Consider the following 20872-nt stretch of genomic DNA (forward strand, 5'->3'; position numbering starts at 1 on the left):
TGTTAAGCCCGATTTGCTTTGACAGGCCCGAAGAGCCGGCCGGGGACCTGATGAGCGAACGCCAAAACAGCAGCCCGTTGACCCGTCAGGTCACGCTGACCGTGCTGACGCTCGCCACTTTCGCTTTAGCCATCGTCGTGGGCTTCGGCTTCTACGCGGCCAGCCAGGCCGATGATGCCTCGCTCGTACGACAAAAGATGTTCATCGCCGATGGTTTGAAGGACCAGATTGCGTCTGTTCAGCGGGAACAGGAAAGCGTTTCGGTCTGGGATGACGCGATCATCAATGTGAGGGCAGGCAACCAGACCTGGATCGAAGAGAATCTCAGTGTCTGGATGTTCACCTACTACGGTCACAACCGGGTCTATATTCTCGACGCCGCCAATCATGCGATCCACGCCATGCGCGAGGGCAAGGTGGTCGACGCTTCCGCCTATGGCGAGGACCAGCCCACGCTTCTTCCGATCATCGAAAAACTCCGTCGCATGCTGGCTGGGCCGCCGCAGGCCGATGCATACGGTCAGCCTGCGAAGATGGTGGCCGAGGATCTGGTGTCGCTCGACGGCAAGCCGGCGATCCTGAGTGTGATGCCGCTGGTGCCGAGCTCGGATAGGATCACTCAGGCGCGCGGCACCGAGTGCCTGCATGTATCGGTCGAATTCATCAATGACGCGGTGATCGGCAAGATCGCCGGAAAGTACCTGCTTGATGGCGCGCGGCTGGTGCCTTTGTCACAGCCGGCTGGCCCAGCCGCCGTGCCGCTGGTCGATTCGCGCGGCGTCATCCTCGGCTATATCGGCTGGGACCAGCTACGGCCCGGCCTTGCCTTAGTGCGCGAGATCGCTCCTGCCTTGGCGATCGCCCTGCTGTTGGCGGGCGGCGCGCTGGTATTCCTGTTGCGAAGGTTGCGTCGCGCCTCGGCCGCGCTGCAGACCAGCCAGGACCAGGCGCAGTATCTCGCCTTCCACGACACGCTCACCGGCCTCCCCAACCGGGCGCTGTTCGAGGACCGCCTGCGGCGCACGCTGCTGTTCGCCAGCAGGGACAAGACGCGCATCGCGCTGCTTTACCTCGACCTCGACCGCTTCAAGCATATCAACGACACGCTCGGCCATCCGGCCGGTGACGAGCTCGTGCGCCAGACCGCGGCGCGGCTCAAGCATACGATCCGCGAAGTCGATACCGTCGCGCGGCTCGGCGGTGACGAATTCGCCGTCATCCTGCTTGACGTTCCCGACGTCGGAAGTGCCGAGGACATCGCCGAAAGGCTGCTCTTGAAGCTGCGTGAGCCGTTCCGGCTGATCGACGACCAGGTCTTCGTCAGCGCGAGCGTCGGCATCGCGCTGTCGTCTGGATCGGATATCGACGCGGACGATCTGTTGCGCAAGGCCGACATCGCGCTTTACGAGGCCAAGAAGAACGGTCGTGGCCGATACGAGCTGTTTGCCGGCGACATGGATGATCTCTTGTTGCGCAAGCGCAAGGTCGAGTCCGAACTCCGCAAGGCGCTGGAAGGCGAAGGTGGCATCAAGCTCGCCTATCAGCCGGTTTTCGCGGCCGACGGCCGCGGGATACTGGGGGCTGAAGCGCTGATCCGCTGGAGCCATGAAGTGCACGGCGCTTTGCCGGCGGCGCAATTCATCGCCATCGCCGAAGAGCGCGGCCTCATCGGCGATTTGGGCAAATGGGCGCTGGGCGAAGCCTGCCGCTTTGCCGCCGGGACCGAATTGCCCTGGATCGCGGTCAACATCTCGCCGATGCAGCTGCGTGACATCGGCTTTGCCGGACAGGTCGCCGATATCCTGAGCAAAACCGGGCTCGATCCCTGTCGCCTGCAGCTTGAGACCGCCGAAAGCGTGCTGCTCGAGCACAATGATACGATCGGCACGGTGATTGCCGCGCTGCGCCAATCCGGCATCTGCATCGTGCTCGACGATTTCGGCACCGGCTATTCCTCGCTGAGCTATCTGCGCCGCCAGGCGATCGACAAGTTGAAGATCGACCGCTCTTTCGTGCATCTGCTCGACGAGGACGAAAGCGCGCGCGCCATCGTCAAGACGCTGATCGAGCTGGCGCAGGCGCTTAAGGTCGAGGTGACCGCGGAAGGCGTCGAAACCGATGCACAAAAGGCCTTGCTGGTCGGCATGGGCTGCCGCCAGTTGCAGGGCTATCTGCTGTCGCCGCCGCTGGAGCCCGGCCAATTGCTTGCGCTGCCGGGTGTTTCACTTGCCAACCGGGAACGTTCCGCCGCTCGCGCCTGATTCTACCAGCCAGGCATGATCTGGTTCGCCTTGACCCGCTTCATCTTGGCGAAGGCGAGGGCGGCGAAGTCGAAGCTTCCCGCCTCCTCGCTGAGCGGCACGGAAATGTTGTCGAGGCTTTCGGCGATGTGGCGGGCCAAAGCGTCGACGATCTCCGGCTGCGAGGTCTGGCCGCGCATGATGCCGATGCGGCAGTCCGGCAACTGGCCGAAGCCATCGGCCTCGCCGAGCACGCGCATGCCTGGCCGCAGCGCGCATTCCGGCAGCACCGAGACCGCCAGGCCGGAAAGCACGGCGGCGGTGATTACGGTGGCCGAGAAGCTTGAGAACAGCACGCGGTACTCGCGGTTCTGCCGGTCGAGCACGTCGACCGCCGCGCGCCGCCAGATGCAGTTCGGCCGGCCGAACGCCATCGGCAGGGTTTCCTGCTCATGTGTGGCATGGTTGGCGGACGTCACCCACAGAAGCGGCTCGCGCCGTACCACTTCCGACTGGCCGCGCGTGTCGTTATGCGTCACCAGCGCCAGGTCGAGATTGCCGCGCTTGATGTGCTCGACCAGCCCCGGCGTCGGCTCGCATACGACGGTCAGCTCGACGCGCGGATTGGAGCGCGAGAAACGCGCCATGATCTCGGGCAGGAAGCGATCGGCATAATCGTCCGGCGTGCCGATACGGATCGTGCCCTCGAGCCGCTGGTCGTCGAAGGCGGCCAAAGTCTCGCGGTTGAGATGGATCAGCCGCCGCGCGTAGGAAAGCAGCCTCTCGCCCTCCTCGGTCAGCTTGTTGGTGCGTCCGTCCTTTTCGAACAGCGGCTTGCCGATCCGCTCCTCCAGCCGCCGCATCTGCATCGACACTGCCGACTGTGTCCGGTGCACCTCCTCGGCCGCGCGGGTGAAGCTGCCAGTGTCGGCGATCGAGATGAAGGTTTGCAACTGATCGAGGTCGAGCGGCGCTTTCATCGGTCAAACCCATCATTGATGTTGATGCTACAGATTAAAAACATTCGTTGGATTAATCAATCTCGCGATGGCAAATTGGCATCGTTCACATGAAAGCAGTGCAAGTCGCCCAGAAGTGGCTCCCGGTTCTGGGACGACGATATGCATCACGTCAATGAATGGAAACTGGAGCGGCGCTTCTCCCAAGGCGCCGCTTGCCTGGTTTCGTCCGCTCGACTCCTGAAGGAGAGACTGACATGACCACGATTGAACTCGCTTCCGAGACCCCGCGCATCACCACGCGTCCGGCCGTTGCGACGCGCGTGCTCAATGCTCTCGCCAACGCCTATGTCGCCTGGAAAAACCGCCGCGCCTTCTATCGCCTGGGCGAGATGTCGGACGCCGAGCTTGCCGATATCGGCCTGACCCGCGCCGACCTCCATGTCGCCGTCGCCGTGCCCTTCGGCCGCGATCCGACGGTGAAGCTGCGCGCCATCGCCAGCGAGCGCGCCGACACGATCGAGGATCTCGCTCGTCAGGTGGCCTGAACGGCCGCATTGCCTGGTTTTCCGGTCGCGTTGAACCTTTTCACGGCCAAGCGCGACCAAGTTTCATGCAGGCTCCCACACTCCCTGCCGGTTCCCCGCCGGCCAGCCTGCACATTGCCCGGTTCTCCTCCAGGACCGGGCATTTTTTTACCGCGCCTCTCTCTGGAAGGCGTCTCAGGGGATCAGGCGAACGCCAATTTTCTCGACGGTCTTGGCACTGACCGGCCAAGTTCATGCGCAGCTTCTATCCAAGCCGCGATGGCATCTTGAACATTCGCGATGGCCTCTTCGGGAGTTTCGCCATCGCTCATGCAACCGGGAAGATCCGGGACATAAGCGGAGAACCCGCCACCGTCCTCAATCGAGAGTGGTGCGATGACGACAGGATATTCAAGCTTGTCCGTCATGCTTTTTTGCCTCGTCGATAAACGACACGAGTTTTCGAATATATACGGGCTTGATCGGGCGTTTGAAAGGCACCGTCAAAATGTCAGCCATTGCCGTGTGGTAGATCTTGTAATGCGAACCGCCCGATCTCGGCGGCACGCATTGAATGCCGGCCTCGTCGCAAACTGCCTTGACATCTCGTATCGACCAGTCGCCGCGAGGATTGCGGCGCATTTGTTCGAGTCTCTTGCTCACGAAAGTCGTTCCGGGGCGTTCGATGCTCACCGCCGGTCCATGTCGCGCTTGAACTGATCGAAGATCGTCCCGACGCTCTTCTCATATTCGTCGCGCTGCTGGGCACCGGTCTCGAACATCTTGCCGAAGATATCGTCGAACGGGTTTCGCGGCCGGCCGCTCGGATTGTTTTGCGGCTGTTGCGGCGCGCTTGGCTGCGGTTGGCGCTGCTGCGGCTGCGGCGCCGGTTGTTCCCCAGGCACGCCGAAGCCGCCGCCGCCCTGGCGCAGCATCTCCTCGAAGATCTTGCCCAGCGGGTTGTCGCCATAGGGACTTTGCGTCTGCTGTGGTTGAGTCTGCTGCGGCTGCCGCGTCGTGCCGCCGCCGAACATATCCTGCAGCACCTTGCCGAGCGGGTTTTCGCCGTACGGATTGGGCGCCTGCTGCGGCTGGTTTTGCGGCTGTTGCGCGCCGCCGCCGAACATGTCCTGCAGCATTTTGCCGAGCGGGTTCTCGCCATAGGGCGCCGGCTGCGGCGCTGGCGCGAGGCCGCCTTGGCGCATCATCTGCTCGATGATCTCGCCGAGCGGATTGCCGCTGCCGCCGAAGCCGGCGGCCTGCATCTGCCCCCCACTCAATTGATTGTTGGTCTGCTTGAACAGCCCGCCCATCATCATCGAGGCCATGGCCGGCAGCATCTGTTGCAGCACCTGCTGGCTCAATCCCGTCGCCTGCGCGGCTTGGGCTGCCACGGCGCGCGACAAATCCTTCGAGCCGAACAGATGGCCGAGTATGCCATTGCCCTCATCGATGCCTTGCGGCGAAAAGGCCCTCGTGGCGTCCTCGAAATACTTGGCGTGCTGGCCGCTCGCCATCGCCGTCATGAACGCGCCCATCCCGTAGGGATCGGCGGTGTTGCGCTGCAGCCCTTGCGAGAATGCCGGCAGCAGCGCCTGCACCGCGGCCTGCGTCTGCTGCATCGAAAGCCCATATTGCTGTGCCAGCGCCTGCATGCCGGCGCCGTTCTGGGCCTGGGCGAAAATGTCGAACAGGGAAGGCATTTGGGTTCTCCTCCGAGAATATCCTCATCGGAGAGCCTAGTTCGTTTCCATCACCGATTGAAGCGGCTTTTGGCGCCCAACCGCTCGGCGCATGCCGGACGGTTAATACGCATATTCCATGAACACCGGCTCGATCGAGCCGCCCCAGCGCGTGTGGTAGGCCGACAGCATCTCCTCGGCGCTGGTGGTGCCGCGCGCGACCACTTCGTCGAGCGTGTTGAGGAACGACGTCTCGTCATAGCCGTCGCGGTTCTTCTTGCCGCGATTCTTCAGGCCCGTGCGCGAGATGGCAAGCACGTCGCGGGCGACATCGCGCAAGGTGGCGTTGCGGAACGGCGCCGCGATGCCCAACTCCGGCACCGCGTTGCGCATCGCCAGCGCTTCCTCGCAGGTCCAGCTCGCGGTCAGCGTCTCGGCGGCGTCAAGCGCCTGCTCGTCGTAGAGCAGCCCGACCCAGAAGGCGGGCAGGGCGCAGATGCGCCGCCACGGCCCGCCGTCGGCGCCGCGCATTTCGAGGAAACGCTTCAGGCGCACGTCGGGGAACAGGGTCGAGAGATGATTTGCCCAGTCGCCCATGGTCGGCAGGCCGTCAGGGAGTTCATTGCGGGCGGCGCCCGCCATGAACTGTCGGAACGTATAGCGCGTCATGTCGTGATAGTGGCCGTCGCGGATGACGAAATACATCGGCACGTCGAGCGCCCATTCGACATAGTCGGCGAAGCCGAAATCCGGCGAGAAGCAGAATTCGAGCATGCCGGAGCGCTGGTTGTCGGTGTCGCGCCAGATATCGCCGCGCCAGCTCTGCAGCCCGTTCGGCCGGCTCTCGGTGAAGGGCGAGTTGGCAAACAGCGCTGTCGACAGCGGCTGCAGCTTCAGCGACACCTGCATCTTGCGACGCATGTCGGCTTCGCTCTCGAAGTCGAGATTAACCTGGATCGTGCAGGTGCGGTACATCATGTCGAGGCCCTTGGTGCCGACCTTCGGCATGTAGCGTGTCATGATCTCGTAGCGCGACTTCGGCATTTTCGGCGTGTCGGCCAGCGACCATTTCGGGCTGCCGCCGAGGCCGAGGAAGCGGATGCCGAGCGGCTCGGCGATCTCGCGCACCTGCGCCAGATGCGCATTGCCCTCGCGGCAGGTCTGGTGGATCGATTCCAGCGGCGCGCCGGAAAGCTCGAACTGGCCGCCGGGCTCCAGCGAGATCGCGCCCTGGCCGGTCGGCTCGACTAGGCCGATGATCCGGCCCGCATCCATGATCGGATCCCAGCCGAGTTTTTCCCGCATTCCCTCGAGGATGGCGCGGATGCCGCGCTCGCCGCCATAGGGCACCGGCGCGTTGCCGTCGACATAGAAGGGGAATTTCTCATGCTCGGTGCCGATGCGCCATTTGTCGCGCGGCTTGTTGCCGTCGGCCAGATAGCCGACAAGTTCGTCGACGCCTTCGATGAGCTGGGTGTCGGTTGTGTCGCGCGCCATTAGAAAGCCCTCCGCAGCCATCAGCTGGCCGCCGGGCGCTAGATGGACGAAATGTCAGTAGCCGATCAAGCGAAAAATCCTGAGCCACGGCTCAACTGGATTTGATCTGCATGGCTCGCCTTTCCTTTCCCCTCGGGGACATTCCGAACCCCCTCGCGCAAAACGCGCAAAACTGTTCGCGATGTCCTCGCACACCTGTTCGCGATATCCCTGTTCCAAACAAAGGGAGAAGGCAAGGTCCTACCAATCGCCGATCGTCGCCTGGATCACCGCCAATGCCGCCACCGCCGCGGTGTCGGCGCGCAGGATGCGCGGCCCGAGCGGGATGGCGGTGACGAATGACAAGGCCCTCAGCATCTTGCGCTCGTCCTCGGAAAATCCGCCTTCCGGACCGACCAGAAGCGCAAGTTTCTTCTCGTTTGCCGCTTGCAAGGCCGGCAGCGGATTGTTGGTCGAGGCATCCTCGTCGCAAAAGATCAGCCGTCGCTCCCGATCCCAACTGGCGAGCAGCCGTTCCAGCTTCTCCGCCTCGCGCACCTCAGGCACCGCCAGGATGCCGCATTGCTCGGCCGCCTCGACGACATTGGCGCGCAGCCGTTCGATGCCGGGCTTCGTCACCTGCGTGTGCTGGGTGATGACAGGCTGCAGTATGCCTGCTCCCATCTCGACCGCTTTCTGCACAAGGTAATCGAGCCGGCCCTGCTTCAGCGGCGCGAAGCAATAGACGAGATCGGGCAGCGGCGGCTGCGGCCGCTGCAGGTCCAGCACCTTCAGCCGGACCGCCTTCTTGGACTTCGCAGCGACCGACGCCGACCATTCGCCGTCGCGGCCGTTGAAAAGCAGCACCTCGGCGCCTTCGCCGAGCCGCAGCACATGGGCGAGATAATGGCTCTGCTGCTGTCCGGCGTCGAATTCGAGGCCGGGTCCGAGATCGTCAGGCACGAACAGCCGCTGCATTTTGTAGTTGGCGCGCATGGCCCAAGCAGGTTCCGCAAAAGTGTCTCGCGGTTTTGCGATCAGAACCTGCGAAAAACAAGGGAATCTAAGCAGATATTCGTGGGACATTCCACGATATCTGCTTAGGAACGAGCGAGGCCGGCTGCGGCGTCAAGCAGCGGCGGTCGGATGCCAGACCGGCCCGAAGCCTTGCCGCAATACCGCAATGGTGGTCGCAGGCGTCAGCAGGCGCAGCGACCCGCCGGTGAGGCGATCGAAGGCGATAGGACTCGAATAGCCCGCGAACGACCATCTGCGTGCCTTGCCGCCGCGCAGCGCATAGGCAGCGTCGCCCTGCGCTACCACCGTTCCATCCGGCAAGCCTCCGAGCTCCGGCGCGGTCACGGAAGGCGGCCGTCCGCCGGAAGCCAGCCGCTCCTTGTGCAGCCGTTTGTCGACCATCGGCGCGCGCGGTGCGTCGATCCCGAACGCCTTGCCGAAACGGCTGACGAAGTCGGTCGCCCGTTCACGCCGGCAGAAGAAGCAGGGCCGGTGGCCGGCGGCCAGCGCCGTCACCTCGTCGAGGAAGAACAGCTCCGTCCAACCTGCCTTTCCGCCAGGCCGGTTGCGACCCATCGGCTCGCGCCGCACATTGCCGAATTCGCAGGCACAGATGATCCAGGCCGGCAAGGCCCAGCGCTTCCTCAGCAGCGTCTTCGTCTCGGGGTCATGGATGATGCCGCGATTGCCGGTGAACAGGCCGCGTTCCGGCACGGCATGGATGGCGCCGAAGGGATCGACCCGGTTCTGCAGTGGCATAGCTTTCTCTCCGGCACGCATCTTGGCTGAAACACGGGCCGCATGATATCGCTCGCCCCGTCATTTTCATGTCAGCAGGTTTTCGATGCGGGTTTTGGTCGTCCAGAATTTCGACAATGAGGGCCTTGGCCAGATCGGCGCTGCCCTTGTGGAAGCCGGCGCCGATATCGACCTGCGCAAGCCCTATCGCGGCGATACTCTGCCCGGCGACAGCACCGAGCACGATGCCATCGTGGTGCTTGGCGGCGCCCAGAACGCGCTCGATGACGAGATCTGCCCCTACTTCCCCGCATTGCTCGACCTGACCCGCGATTTCGCCGACAAGGACCGTTCGGTTCTCGGCATCTGTCTAGGCAGTCAGCTTCTGGCGCGGGCTTTCGGCGGCACCAACCAGATCGGCGGCGCCACCGAGTTCGGCTGGCATAAGGTGTCGCTGACGCCGGCCGCCAAATCGGATCCGGTCCTGGCGGCGATGCCCGAGAAATTCCCGATCTTCGAATGGCATGACGACACGTTCGGCCTGCCGGAAAACGCCGTGCGGCTCGCCTGCAGCGCGGTCGCCGAAAACCAGGCCTTCCGCCTCGGCCGCGCCGTCTATGGCTTCCAGTTCCACTTCGAGGCGGATACGCCGATGGTGCGCGACTGGAGCACCTCTTTCGCATCGCTGATCGGGGAACGCTATCCCGATTGGGCCGGCAAGCTTGATGACGAGATGGCCCGCAACGGGCCCGATGCCGACGCCGCGGGGCTCGCCATTGCCCGCGCCTGGGTGGCGACGATCTAAACGATCGAAATTGGCTGGAGTCATGCCAAAGCCGCAAATGACGTAACGCCGCACAATGGATCACGGGCCCTGTCGTAACAGGGGTGCCCTCCAGACTTGGCCGGTGTGAAAAAGTCCGGCGTAGTCGTCATATGACGACTGCGGAGTCTGTGATCCTGCCTTTCATTGGTTACCGGGTTCAAATCGAGCACACGGAAGGCGTGCGCGAAGGCGCATGGAGGTATCCGGCTTGCGTGACAGGGCCGGAGTCTTTTGATCACCGTGGGCGGACCCTTGGGTAATTGCCTGGTGTCGCTCTTGAGGCAGGGGTTTTCATGCGGATTGTGGGGTTTGTCGTCGGATACGCGGTCGTTGCCGGTGGTGCTTGCGCGGCGGCCGCGCACGTCGCGAGCGATCTGCGGCAGTTGGTGAATTCGCCGGCGGGAGCGCCTGTGATCCATCTGGCCTCGTTCTGCGCGTCCCCCGGTCGCTGCGAATCCGGCGGCGGCAATGGCGCTGAGCATCGTCCCGCGAGGAAGAGCAGCGGCGGATCGAGCAGCAGCGGCACTTCCGGCGGGACGAGCAGCGGCACTTCCAGCGGGACGAGCGGCGGCACCTCCGGCGGGACGAGCGGCGTCACCTCCGGCGGGACGAGCGGCAGCACGTCCAGCGGGACAAGCGGCGTCACTTCCGGCGGGACGAGCGGGGGCACCTCCGGCGGGACGAGCGGGGGCACCTCCGGTGGGACGAGCGGGGGCACCTCCGGCGGAACGAGCGGCGGCACCTCGGGCGGCACCAGCGGCACCAGTGGCTGAGCCTTGCTGCACGATGCGAAAACGTTGCGATTGAGCGCCCTGGATGCGCCTCCGCGATCGGCAACCGGGGCGTGGAGCGGCATCGCCGGTCTTGCGGCCATGATCGCGACGGTCATCGCACTGCGTTCGTGGCAGCAGCCGGACTACATCAGGACGCTCGCCGTTCTTGCCGTCGTCGCGCTCGCCATGGTGGTGGTCGACCTGCAGGTCTATCGGGTCCAGCACAACGCCTCGTCGGGCCTTTCCGCCGCGCCGCAGCGACCGTCCGATATAAGGCGAATCCTCTACAAGCTGGCCGGGCTGTGGCTCACCGTCGGCGTTGTCGCCGCGATCTACTGGCTGCTGCCGGTCTATTCCGATAGCTTTTACGATCCTTTCAAACAGGCGACGCTCTACGGCCTGCCTGCGCTGGTGCTGCTTTCACCCGTCTACATCGCCTTTGTCGACCGCCTGCAGCGCCAGCCTGAGGACGCTTATGCCCAGCTGGGTCGCCTTGTCGCGGGCAACCGGCCAAGGGACTGGTCGATGCTAGCTGCGCACGGTCGAGGCTGGATCATCAAGGGCTTCTTCCTGCCGCTGATGTTCATCTACACCAACAATGACCTCGCCGCGCTCTGGGCACGCTCACCACTGGTGTCGATCGACAATTTCGAGCACTTCTTCTCCTTCGGCATCGACTTTCTTTATCTTGTCGACGTTCTCTTCGCGACCGTCGCCTACACGCTTACCCTGCGCCTGACCGACAGCCATCTTCGCTCGGCCGAGCCAACCGTCAGCGGATGGGTGGTCTGCCTGTTCTGCTATCCGCCGTTCTGGAGCTCGGTCGGGGTCAAATATCTCGCCTTTGATCAGGACGACGCCTATTGGGGCCATTTCCTCGGATATTACCCGCTGATCTACGGCCTCTGGGGCAGCATCATCCTAGCGCTGGTCCTGGTCTATACCTGGGCGACCGTCTCCTTCGGTCTGCGGTTCTCCAACCTTACCAATCGCGGCATCATCACCAACGGACCGTACCGCTGGGTCAAGCATCCCGCCTATCTCTGTAAGAACATCAGCTGGTGGATGATCTCGATGCCGTTCCTCAGCACCCAGGGCTGGACCGTAGCCGTGCAGTCGTGCCTGCTGCTTGCCGGCGTAAACGCCCTCTACTGGCTGCGCGCCGTCACGGAAGGGCGGCATCTAGCGGCCGACCCAGCTTATCGAGAATACCAGGATTTCATCACCCGCCGCGGTCTGTGCGCAAGGATTCGGCGAGGCTTGCCCCTGGGTTGAAAGGGTCGCCTGACCCGAAGCGTGGCATAATTGGCACGCGGCACCGGTTCCGCCTGGGGAAAACCTGCTTCGTGCTTGGCTTGTGCTCGCCTGCCATCTTAGAAGGCGCCCGCCCTGTATCGTCCGTGCAACCGCGATGAACCTTCTGTGTGATCCAAGCGACACACCGGCGATACAGAATCTGCCTAGAAGCGCGAAATCGTCGAAACATTGAGACGCATTTTATCGTTTCAACGCATTGGTAACCGCCTCGTGCACAGATGCAGAAAGCTCAACCAGAGATGACGTCCGTGAAAGCAGCGCTTTTGTCCTTTGTCATGCTGTCTGCCATCGTGCTCTGCGGCCTCGGCATTTATGCCGCCGATGCAGCGACAAACCACCGGGCCGTCGACGGCTACGGCGTCACCGCCTCGCTCAACTAGACCTGACCTCTCGGTTGAGGGGTGGATCTCCGCGTCGGGATCTGGCTTTGAGCAATTCCAGGAAAGTGTGAAACGGTTCCGTCATGAATTGCGTCAAGACAAAGCGCGGTTCTGCGTTCGTGAAACGATGAACCGGTGCAGGCCGCTCACTGGACCAGCGGCCGCATCGTTTTCAGCATGGCGACGAGTTGGCTCTGCCGATGAGTGCCGGTTTTCTGGAAGACACGCTCGAGATAGGTGCGGGCCGATTTGACGGTGACGCCGTTGCGGCTTGCCGATTGCGCCAGCGTGAGGCCGGCGGCGAGATCGATGGCGAGCCGCGCCTCCGCCGGGGTCAGATCGAACAAGGCGTTGAGCAGGCTCGCCGACGGCACGAGCGCGCTTGGCTTGACCGGTGTCGCGACCACGAGGATGTCGGCATTGCCGAAGATGTCGTGCGCGGCGCGCCGCAGCGGCAAAAGATGTACGACGAACGGCGCCTGGCCACTGATCCCCGGCACGGGGATGGATCCGATCGCACTGCCGCGCCGGCTCATGTCGGCCACGGCCTCCTGAAACAGCCGATTGGCATCGCGGTCGGCGATCGCCAGTCCGCCATAGGCCACCGGCAGGAACGCCGCGTCCAGCCGATCGAGATGCAGGTTCGTTGCCATCACCCGTCCATTTGACGAAAGCACGGCGGCCGGCAAGCCAAGCAGATTGAGCGCTGAAGCGGTCGCTTCGGCGCGCTCGACTCTCAACCGCCCGGCGACCAGGCTGGCTCGGGCAAGATGCGGTCGCAGCCCGTCGAGCCTGTCGACCTCGCCATGCTTATAGCCGCCGTCCTTGGTCCATTTCTGGAACACGAATGTCGCGAGCTCGCCGGTCGGCATGGGGATAGCCGCGCACAGATGAGCGCCGATGCCGAATTGCCTCAGCATGATGCGGGCCGGATCGCGCTCGATCTCCTCGGCGCTCATGAAGTCGTCGACGCGCACGAAGCTTGCCGGCTGCAAGCTGCACATCTTCTGGACGCTGTCGCAGAACTTCCAGAAATCGCCCTTGACGAACTCGTCGAACAGCGGCCGCAGATTGTCGAGCGTCGTTCCGCGCGGCGGGCTGTCGTCGCTGAAGAAGAAGACCTGCGCGCTGGCCGAATTCGACTGCTCGCTCGCCTGCTGGAGCACCTGGTTCCACCGCTCCGGAACGAAGGCAGCCTCGTAGATGAGTTCAATCAGGTCGATCATGACTGCCGTGCAAAATCAATGCGAGCGTGACGGCTCAGGAAACGCGGAAAGAGCGGCTCAGTATCCGCCGCTGGTGTCTTGATCTCAAGCCGGCGCGTCCAATCTGTACGGGCGAGACCGATCTCGGCAATATGAAATTCATTGCCCGTATGGGCCAGTGGCGGCTTTCATTTGCCTGGCAATCCGTCGCAGCGCCTACAACGCTTTCCCCTGCATGGCGAGGATGCGTTTGTCGCCGCCATTGACGGCCAGCGCGCTTAGCGTTCCGGATTTCCAGGCGAGCGTGTCGACATTGACGCGGTTGGCCTTCACCTCGGCTTCCGGGACGGGCGTGTGCCCGTGCACGATCACCTTGGAAAAAAGCCCTGGATGATCATGGAAGGCGTCACGGATCCAGATCAGGTCCTGCCGGTTCTGACGGTCGAGCGGCACACCCGGTCTTATCCCGGCATGGCAGAAGAAGAAGTCGCCGAAGGTCGCCGAAAACGTCAGCGATTGCAGGAAATCGACATGGCTGCGCGGCACCGCTTTCACCAGGGCCATATGTCCCCGGGCGATCGCTTGCGCCCTGCCGTACCAGTGGCCGTCGCGAAGAAGGTCGACGCCATAGGACTGCGCCGTCTGCACGCCGCCGTAATTCATGAACAGGCCGTCCGGCTCTGCCTCGGCCAGGAATTCGAGCATGCCGATGTCGTGGTTGCCGGCGAGCATGATGTTGCGCGGATCGCGCTTGCGCGTCTCGATCAGAAAATCGATGACGCTTCTGGAATCCGGTCCGCGGTCGACATAGTCGCCGAGATGGATGATGCGCCAGTCCGACCCGGGCGCATATTCCAGTTCGCTCTCGATGCGGCGATGCATGGCGGCGAGCAGGTCGTGGCGTCCGTGCACGTCGCCGATCGCATAGAGACGCATGCCGTCGGGACCGCGCGCGTCGAGATAATGGATACCGGTCTCAGTCAAGGCGTACGTCTTTCCCGTGTGGTTCACCACGGGAAACTAGGGCGGATCGGTGAATAAGGCTTAGCGCCGCAACTGCTCCTTGCCCATGTCGGTTACCAAACGCTTACCGCACAGCGCCAGCGTGATGTCCATCTCCTTGCGGATGATTTCGAGCGCCTTGGTGACGCCGTCCTTGCCCATCGCACCGAGGCCGTAGAGGAAGGGTCGGCCGATATAGGTGCCCTTGGCGCCGAGGCAGAGGGCCTTGAGCACGTCCTGGCCGGAGCGGATGCCGCCATCCATATGGACTTCGATCCTGTCGCCGACCGCATCGGCGATTTCTTCCAGCACCGAGATCGAGGACGGTGCGCCGTCGAGCTGCCGCCCGCCGTGATTGGAGACCACGATCGCATCGGCGCCGGTCTCAGCCGCCATCAGCGCGTCCTCCTTGTCGAGGATGCCTTTCAGGATGAGCTTGCCGCCCCAACGCTCCTTGATCCAGGCGACATCCTTCCACGACAGGTGCGGATCGAACTGCTCGTTCGTCCAGGACGACAGCGAAGAGACGTCGCCGACACCCTTGGCGTGGCCGACGATGTTGCGGAAGGTGCGGCGCTTGGTGCCGGCGATTCCCAGGCACCAGCGCGGCTTGAGGGCCAGGTCGATGATGTTGGCGAGCGTCATCTTGGGTGGCGCCGAGAGACCGTTGCGCACATCCTTGTGGCGCTGACCCAGAACCTGCAGGTCGAGCGTCAGCACCAGCGCCGAGCATTTCGCCGCTTTGGCCCTGTCGATCAGATTGAGCACGAAGTCCTTGTCGCGCAGCACATAGAGCTGGAACCAGAACGGCTTTTTGGTCACCGAGGCGACATCTTCGATCGAGCAGATGCTCATGGTGGACAGCGTGAACGGCACGCCGAACGCTTCCGCCGCCTCCGCCGCCAGCATCTCGCCGTCGGCATGCTGCATGCCGGTCAGCCCGGTCGGCGCGAGCGCCACCGGCATCGCCACCTTTTCGCCGACCATGGTCGATTCCAGCGAGCGGTTGCTCATGTCGACCAGCACGCGCTGGCGGAACTTTATCTTGCCGAAATCCTCTTCGTTGGCCCGGTAGGTGCTCTCCGTCCAGGCGCCGGAATCGGCATAGTCGAAGAACATCTTCGGCACCTTGCGGCGTGCCAGGTCCTTGAGGTCGGCGATGGTGAGGATTTCGCTCATGGTTGTCCCCGCTTAGGAGCGTTTTCGTGTGGGTTCGATATCGCCGGCGTCCGAGCGCTGTCTGAGGCGCAGCCTGGACACGCGCTGCCAGTCGCCGCTGCGCTCGGCTTCAGCCATCGAGCGCTCGACATAGGTGATGTGGTCCATCGCCGCCTTGCGCGCCGCGATTGGGTCTGCTGCCTTGATCGCGGCGTGGATCGCCCTGTGCTGCTCGAGCAGCGCCTCGCGCGCGCCGGGCACGCCGAACACCAGAAGCCTGTTCTGGAACACGCCTTCCGACAGCAGCCGGTAGCAGGAACGCAGCGTGTGCAAAAGAATGATGTTGTGCGCGCATTCGCAGACGGCGTGATGGAACTCGACGTCGATTTCCGCCTCGTCGTCGAAATCGCCGGTCCGGTGCGCTTCGTCCATGCGCGCCATGATGCGGTCGAGCAGGGCGAGGTCCTCCGGCGTGGCGCGCCGCGCCGCGTATTCGGCCGCGACAGCCTCGATCTCGCGCCGGTATTCCAGATAATCGGTCACCGCCTTGCGGTGCGTGGAGATGAGATCGGTCACCGGCTTGGTGAAAAGCTGGCCGATGACGTCGGCGACATGCGTGCCGCCGCCAGCCTTGGTCGTCAGCAGCCCGCGGCCTTCCAGCGCCTTCAGCGCGTCGCGCAGGATCGGCCGCGACACGTCGAACTGGCGCGCCAGCTCGCGCTCGCCGGGCAACCGGTCGCCGGTGCGCAGCACGCCTTCGATGATCAGGCTCTCGATCTGCTGCACCACCTCGTCGGCGGTGCGCGAATGCTCGATCCTGGAGAAGATGTCGCTCAATGGAGGGGTGCCTGGGAAGTGGGACGGATGTGGCGCAGATTAAAGCCTCTGTCGCCAACTGGTCAAATTATTTATCCAATTCGCCCAGCCCGTCGCATTGCCGGCCGCGTGCCAACCGGCCCGGATGCAGATATTTGCTGTTTACGCGTCCCGCCGATTGCCGCAAGACGGCAGGGTTCGCACGAAGGTCGAAACCAGGGGGACCAACCGTGTCCGACGAGATGTCCAGTCTCGAATTCCAGCCGCGCGCCCAAGGCAGCGTGATGGGCTTTCCGGCGCATGAGGGACGGCCCGGCGCGCTGGGCGAGGTCCATGCCCGCCCGCATCCGCTGATCGAGAAACCGCGCGTGCTCGTCCAGCTTTCCTTCATGACCGAGGGCGGCACTGCGGTCGATCATGCCGTGCTGTCGGAACTGTCGCGGCGGCTGGGCATCGCCGCACCCGAGCGCAATGCCCGCCACCATGCAATGAAATGGGGCAAGGGCACGCTGCGCTGGGAGCGCCATACGGAGTTCTCGACCTATCTCTGGGAAGGGCCGCTGGCCGAGAACGGCCGGGGGCAGGAGGATTCGCCCTTCGGCAATGGCTTCTCGCCACCCGGCACCGTAATCTCCGGCATCCGCCTGGAAATCCGCAAATGGACGCAGGCGAGCGAAAGGCTGATCGCCGGCTTCGACCCGACCAGCCTGTGCTATTCGCTGGTCGAGCGGGGCGCTGCCGCCATCATCACCGATTTCCGCCAGGACGGCGACGGCCTGACCCGCATGCTGGTGCTCGATCGCGGCCTGACGCCGGCCAGCACCGGCGCCCTGTCGCAGCGGCTGATCGACATCGAGACCTATCGGACGTTGGCCATGCTTGGCCTGCCGATGGCATTGACGCTGTCCGGTCGCGCCCGTCGCATCGAGGACCGTCTGGCGCAGACCACGCTGGAAATGAAGGCGGTCGAGACCCGCGACAGCCAGACCTTGCTCGCCGACCTCACCGAGCTCGCCGCCGAGCTCGAGGCCGATGCCGCGTCCAGCCTCTATCGCTTCGGCGCCAGCCGCGCCTATGACGGCATCGTCACCGCGAGGCTGGAAGCGCTGGATGAGGAGCCGGTGCAGGGCTATGACACCTGGGCGGGCTTCCTCTTGCGGCGCATGGCGCCGGCCATGCGTACCTGCCGCTCGGTCGAGGAGCGCCAGGCCAACCTGTCGCGAAAACTCACCCGCGCCACGACGCTGCTGCGCACCTGGGTCGATGTCGATGTGGAGAAGCAGAACCGCGACCTGCTGGCCTCGATGAACAACCGCGCCCGGCTGCAACTGCGCCTGCAGCAGACCGTCGAAGGCCTGTCGGTCGCCGCCGTGTCCTATTATGTCGTCGGTCTCATCGGCTATCTCGCCAAGGGCGCCTCGGTCTTCGGTCATGCTTTCGCGCCCGAAGTGGTCACCGCGGCCTCCGTGCCGGTCGCCATCCTGCTCGTCTGGTGGGGCGTGCGCCGGGTGCGGAAGATGCATTCCGAGCCGGCAAAGCATCCGGGCGAGTAGCGGACAACCATCTTCATGCGCGGGTCTGTCCGCAGCGGCAGATTGCCGCTGCGGAAGCTTGGCGTTACGCTTGCCGCCGCGTGTGACCAAAGCAGCATTTGCAACAAAACCGTCGGGCTGGTAAAAGATTTTGACCAGTCAAAAGCGGATGAGGCTGCCCGATGTCCGGCCTAGCCATGCCCAAGCCAGATGCCGAAACGATGCGCCGGCGCGCCGAGATCGTCGCCGACATGCGCATCATCGTGCCGGGCGAGGGCGTCGTCGACGCGGCCAATGAAATGCGCGCCTTCGAGAGCGACGGCCTGACCGCCTACCGGCAGCTGCCGCTGGTCGTGGTGCTGCCGCAAACGGTCGCCCAGGTCTCGCGCGTGCTGAAATACTGCAACGAACGCAACATCCGCGTCGTGCCGCGCGGCTCCGGCACCTCGCTGTCGGGCGGCGCGCTGCCGCTCGAGGATGCGGTGCTGCTGGTGATGAGCCGCTTCAACCGCATTCTTCAAATCGACTATCCCAATCGCGTCGTCGTCGCCCAACCGGGCGTCACCAATCTCGGCATCACCACCGCCGTCGAGCAGGAGGGCTTCTATTACGCCCCCGATCCATCCTCCCAGATCGCTTGCTCGATCGGCGGCAATGTCGCCGAGAATTCCGGCGGCGTGCACTGCCTGAAATACGGGCTCACCGCCAACAATGTGCTGGGCATCGAGATGGTGCTGATGAACGGCGAGGTGGTGCGGCTCGGCGGCAGCCATCTCGACCAGGAAGGCTACGACCTGCTCGGCGTGATGACCGGCTCGGAAGGGTTGCTCGGCGTCGTCACCGAGGTCACCGTGCGCATATTGAAGAAGCCGGAGACGGCGCGCGCTCTCTTGATCGGCTTTCCGACCAGCGAACAGGGCGGCCAATGCGTCGCCGACATCATCGGAGCCGGCATCATCCCCGGCGGCATGGAGATGATGGATCGCCCGGCGATCCACGCGGCCGAGGATTTCGTCCATGCCGGCTATCCGCTCGACGTCGAGGCGCTGTTGATCGTCGAGCTCGACGGTCCAAGCGTCGAGGTCGACCATCTGATCGGCCTCGTCGAGGCGATCGCCTACAGGAACGGCTCGACTACCTGCCGCATCTCGCAATCCGAGCAGGAGCGGCTGAGCTTCTGGGCCGGCCGCAAGGCGGCCTTCCCGGCGGTCGGCCGCATCTCGCCCGACTACTACTGCATGGACGGCACCATCCCGCGCAAGGAACTGCCGAGGGTGCTTGCCGGCATGCGCGACCTTTCCGAGAAATATGGATTGGGCGTCGCCAATGTCTTCCACGCCGGCGACGGCAACCTGCACCCGTTGATCCTCTACGACGCCAATGTGCCGGGCGAGCTGGACAAGGCCGAGAGCTTCGGCGCCGACATTTTGCGCCTTTGCGTCCAGGTCGGCGGCGTCTTGACCGGCGAGCATGGCGTCGGCGTCGAGAAGCGCGACCTGATGCCGGAAATGTTCAACCAGATCGACCTCGACCAGCAGATGCGGGTTAAATGCGCCTTCGACCCCAACCACCTGCTCAACCCCGGCAAGGTGTTCCCGCAGCTGCGCCGGTGCGCGGAGCTGGGGAGGATGCATGTGCATCGCGGGCAGGTGGCGTTTCCGGATATTCCGAGGTTTTGATGGGGGCTAAGTTCGCATGACGGCGTTCCTTCGCCCCCCTCTCTGTCCTGCCGGACATCTCCCCCTCAAGGGGGGAGATCAGCTGTCATCGCGGCCTTCGCCAGCCTTCGACGTCGCAAGTGAGGCGCGGCCGCAGAAGCTGCCAATCTCCCCCCTAGAGGGGGAGATGTCCGGCAGGACAGAGGGGGGCGCGAAGGAACTCGGCTTGTCTCGGGCTGCGCCCAAGCCACCTCTCCCCCGCTTTGCGGGGGCGAGGAAAGGCGCCCGCTCATGACCACCTTCACCCCATCTTCTTCCGCCGAAACCCTCTCCACCGTCCAGTGGGCAGCCGCCGAGGAAACGCCGCTCGAAATCCTCGGCCATGGCTCGAAGCGCGGCATCGGCCGCCCATTGCAGACCGAACACACACTCGACTTGTCGCGCCTCACCGGGGTCACTCTCTACGAACCGGCCGAACTGGTGCTGTCGGCCCGCGCCGGCACATCGCTCGCCGAGATCGAAAAGCTGCTTGCCGAAAACGGCCAGCAATTCGCGTTTGAGCCGATGGACTATGGCCCGTTGCTCGGCGGGGAGTCGGGCCAAGGGGGCAAGAACGGCACGATCGGCGGGGTGCTGGCTTCGAACCTGTCCGGCCCACGCCGCCTCAAGGCAGGTGCATCGCGCGACCACATCCTTGGCGTCGCCGCCGTTTCCGGGCGCGGCGAAGCCTTCAAGTCCGGCGGGCGCGTGGTCAAGAACGTCACCGGCTACGACCTCTCCAAGCTGATGGCCAACAGCTGGGGCACTCTGGCCGTGCTCACCGACGTCACCTTCAAGGTCCTGCCTGCCGCGGAGACGGAAGTGACCTTGGCCATACGCGGCCTGCTCGATGACGCGGCCGTCGCCGCCATGGCGCTGGCGCTGGGCTCCAGCGCCGAAGTTTCGAGCGCGGCGCATCTGCCGGAGCGGATCGCCGCGAAGGTTGCCGGCGGCAAGCATGGCGGCGATGCCGCCACGCTGTTACGGGTCGAGGGATTTGGCCCGTCGGTCGTCTATCGCATCGAGGCGCTGAAGCAGCTGCTCGGCAAGGCCGGTCCGCTCGAAGAGATCGCCGGCGAGGCCTCGAAGGCGATCTGGCGCGACATTCGCGATTGCCGGCCCTTCGCCGATGGCGGCGCGCGGCCGGTTTGGCGCGTCTCGATGGCGCCGTCTCAGGCGCATCACATGGTGATGGCGCTGCGCATGCAGGCGGCGGTCGATGCCTTCTATGACTGGCAGGGCGGCCTGGTGTGGCTGTCGATGCGCGAGGAAGACCCGGAAGCCGATCTATTGCGCGGACTGATCCGCAAATATGGCGGCGGCCATGCGACGCTGGTGCGCGCATCCGCACCGCATCGCGCGGCGCTGCCGGTGTTCGAGCCGCAGCCGCCGCATCTGGCCGCGCTTTCGGCGCGGCTCAAGGCCGAGTTCGACCCGAAGCAGATTCTCAACCCCGGCCGCATGGCCTAAAGCAATTCCAGGAAAAGTGTGAAACGGTTTTCCGTCCGGAATTGCGTCTAACAGAGA

At 64.2% G+C, this 20872-nt stretch carries 20 protein-coding genes; 8 read left to right on the forward strand and 12 right to left on the reverse strand.

Features of this window, described 5'->3' with window-relative positions; all coding sequences use genetic code 11:
* The first annotated feature begins 50 nt into the window (after positions 1-50).
* Complete coding sequence (locus FJW05_RS19695) at positions 51-2261, forward strand: EAL domain-containing protein (protein WP_140634996.1); 2211 nt, start codon at positions 51-53, stop codon at positions 2259-2261.
* Positions 2262-2263: 2 nt separating this feature from the next.
* Here FJW05_RS19695 and FJW05_RS19700 read toward each other — a convergent pair whose 3' ends face one another.
* Positions 2264-3220: a LysR substrate-binding domain-containing protein gene (locus FJW05_RS19700; RefSeq protein WP_140543448.1), complete on the reverse strand. Its 957-nt coding sequence runs from the start codon at positions 3218-3220 to the stop codon at positions 2264-2266.
* 236 nt (positions 3221-3456) lie between these two features.
* Here FJW05_RS19700 and FJW05_RS19705 point away from each other — a divergent pair, with 236 nt between their 5' ends.
* Complete coding sequence (locus FJW05_RS19705) at positions 3457-3747, forward strand: DUF1127 domain-containing protein (RefSeq protein WP_140543446.1); 291 nt, start codon at positions 3457-3459, stop codon at positions 3745-3747.
* 182 nt (positions 3748-3929) lie between these two features.
* Here FJW05_RS19705 and FJW05_RS19710 read toward each other — a convergent pair whose 3' ends face one another.
* From FJW05_RS19710 to FJW05_RS19735, 6 genes are all read right to left on the reverse strand, one after another.
* Entirely contained in the window at positions 3930-4154 is a 225-nt protein-coding gene (locus tag FJW05_RS19710) for a type II toxin-antitoxin system HicB family antitoxin (RefSeq protein WP_095819825.1), read from the reverse strand.
* Positions 4138-4389 (reverse strand): type II toxin-antitoxin system HicA family toxin, encoded by a 252-nt coding sequence (locus FJW05_RS19715; protein ID WP_140634998.1) that lies wholly within the window; start codon positions 4387-4389, stop codon positions 4138-4140. The genes FJW05_RS19710 and FJW05_RS19715 overlap by 17 nt, the downstream gene beginning before the upstream one ends.
* A 26-nt stretch (positions 4390-4415) precedes the next feature.
* Positions 4416-5429, reverse strand: coding sequence for a DUF937 domain-containing protein (locus FJW05_RS19720; protein ID WP_140635000.1), 1014 nt, complete (start codon positions 5427-5429; stop codon positions 4416-4418).
* 102 nt (positions 5430-5531) lie between these two features.
* Entirely contained in the window at positions 5532-6905 is a 1374-nt protein-coding gene (locus FJW05_RS19725) for a glutamate--cysteine ligase (RefSeq protein ID WP_140635002.1), read from the reverse strand.
* A gap of 240 nt (positions 6906-7145) precedes the next feature.
* Positions 7146-7880 (reverse strand): 16S rRNA (uracil(1498)-N(3))-methyltransferase, encoded by a 735-nt coding sequence (locus FJW05_RS19730; protein WP_140635004.1) that lies wholly within the window; start codon positions 7878-7880, stop codon positions 7146-7148.
* Between the two features lie 132 nt (positions 7881-8012).
* Positions 8013-8660 (reverse strand): hypothetical protein, encoded by a 648-nt coding sequence (locus FJW05_RS19735; protein ID WP_140635006.1) that lies wholly within the window; start codon positions 8658-8660, stop codon positions 8013-8015.
* Between the two features lie 85 nt (positions 8661-8745).
* Here FJW05_RS19735 and FJW05_RS19740 point away from each other — a divergent pair, with 85 nt between their 5' ends.
* Positions 8746-9444, forward strand: coding sequence for a type 1 glutamine amidotransferase (locus tag FJW05_RS19740; protein ID WP_140635008.1), 699 nt, complete (start codon positions 8746-8748; stop codon positions 9442-9444).
* 256 nt (positions 9445-9700) lie between these two features.
* Here the strand turns inward: FJW05_RS19740 and FJW05_RS27480 are convergent, their stop codons facing one another.
* Positions 9701-10354, reverse strand: coding sequence for a hypothetical protein (locus FJW05_RS27480; RefSeq protein ID WP_181165009.1), 654 nt, complete (start codon positions 10352-10354; stop codon positions 9701-9703).
* Here FJW05_RS27480 and FJW05_RS19750 point away from each other — a divergent pair.
* Positions 10338-11513: an isoprenylcysteine carboxylmethyltransferase family protein gene (locus FJW05_RS19750; RefSeq protein ID WP_140635010.1), complete on the forward strand. Its 1176-nt coding sequence runs from the start codon at positions 10338-10340 to the stop codon at positions 11511-11513. The two genes, FJW05_RS27480 and FJW05_RS19750, sit on opposite strands and share 17 nt — an antisense overlap.
* A 281-nt stretch (positions 11514-11794) precedes the next feature.
* Complete coding sequence (locus FJW05_RS19755; RefSeq protein WP_095769965.1) at positions 11795-11935, forward strand: hypothetical protein; 141 nt, start codon at positions 11795-11797, stop codon at positions 11933-11935.
* A 146-nt stretch (positions 11936-12081) separates the two neighbouring features.
* Here the strand turns inward: FJW05_RS19755 and FJW05_RS19760 are convergent, their stop codons facing one another.
* From FJW05_RS19760 to FJW05_RS19775, 4 genes are all read right to left on the reverse strand, one after another.
* Positions 12082-13161 carry a helix-turn-helix transcriptional regulator gene (locus FJW05_RS19760; RefSeq protein ID WP_140635012.1) on the reverse strand — a complete coding sequence of 360 codons (1080 nt, stop codon included), beginning with the start codon at positions 13159-13161 and terminating at the stop codon, positions 12082-12084.
* A gap of 195 nt (positions 13162-13356) precedes the next feature.
* Positions 13357-14124, reverse strand: coding sequence for a metallophosphoesterase (locus FJW05_RS19765; RefSeq protein ID WP_140635014.1), 768 nt, complete (start codon positions 14122-14124; stop codon positions 13357-13359).
* Positions 14125-14184: 60 nt separating this feature from the next.
* Positions 14185-15321: an alpha-hydroxy acid oxidase gene (locus tag FJW05_RS19770; protein WP_140635016.1), complete on the reverse strand. Its 1137-nt coding sequence runs from the start codon at positions 15319-15321 to the stop codon at positions 14185-14187.
* A gap of 12 nt (positions 15322-15333) precedes the next feature.
* Positions 15334-16137 (reverse strand): FCD domain-containing protein, encoded by an 804-nt coding sequence (locus tag FJW05_RS19775; RefSeq protein ID WP_140635018.1) that lies wholly within the window; start codon positions 16135-16137, stop codon positions 15334-15336.
* A 209-nt stretch (positions 16138-16346) separates the two neighbouring features.
* Between FJW05_RS19775 and FJW05_RS19780 the strand changes: the two genes are divergently transcribed.
* From FJW05_RS19780 to FJW05_RS19795, 3 genes are all read left to right on the forward strand, one after another.
* Positions 16347-17669: a DUF3422 family protein gene (locus FJW05_RS19780; protein ID WP_140635020.1), complete on the forward strand. Its 1323-nt coding sequence runs from the start codon at positions 16347-16349 to the stop codon at positions 17667-17669.
* A 161-nt stretch (positions 17670-17830) separates the two neighbouring features.
* A complete protein-coding gene (locus FJW05_RS19785; protein ID WP_140635022.1) occupies positions 17831-19327 on the forward strand; it encodes an FAD-linked oxidase C-terminal domain-containing protein in 1497 nt (498 codons plus the stop codon).
* A 270-nt stretch (positions 19328-19597) separates the two neighbouring features.
* The gene (locus tag FJW05_RS19795) at positions 19598-20815 is read left to right on the forward strand and encodes an FAD-binding protein (protein ID WP_140635024.1); all 1218 of its coding nucleotides are present in this window, start codon (positions 19598-19600) and stop codon (positions 20813-20815) included.
* Positions 20816-20872: the final 57 nt, after the last annotated feature.

It is taken from the genome of Mesorhizobium sp. B2-9-1, assembly GCF_006439455.1.
Lineage (GTDB): Bacteria > Pseudomonadota > Alphaproteobacteria > Rhizobiales > Rhizobiaceae > Mesorhizobium.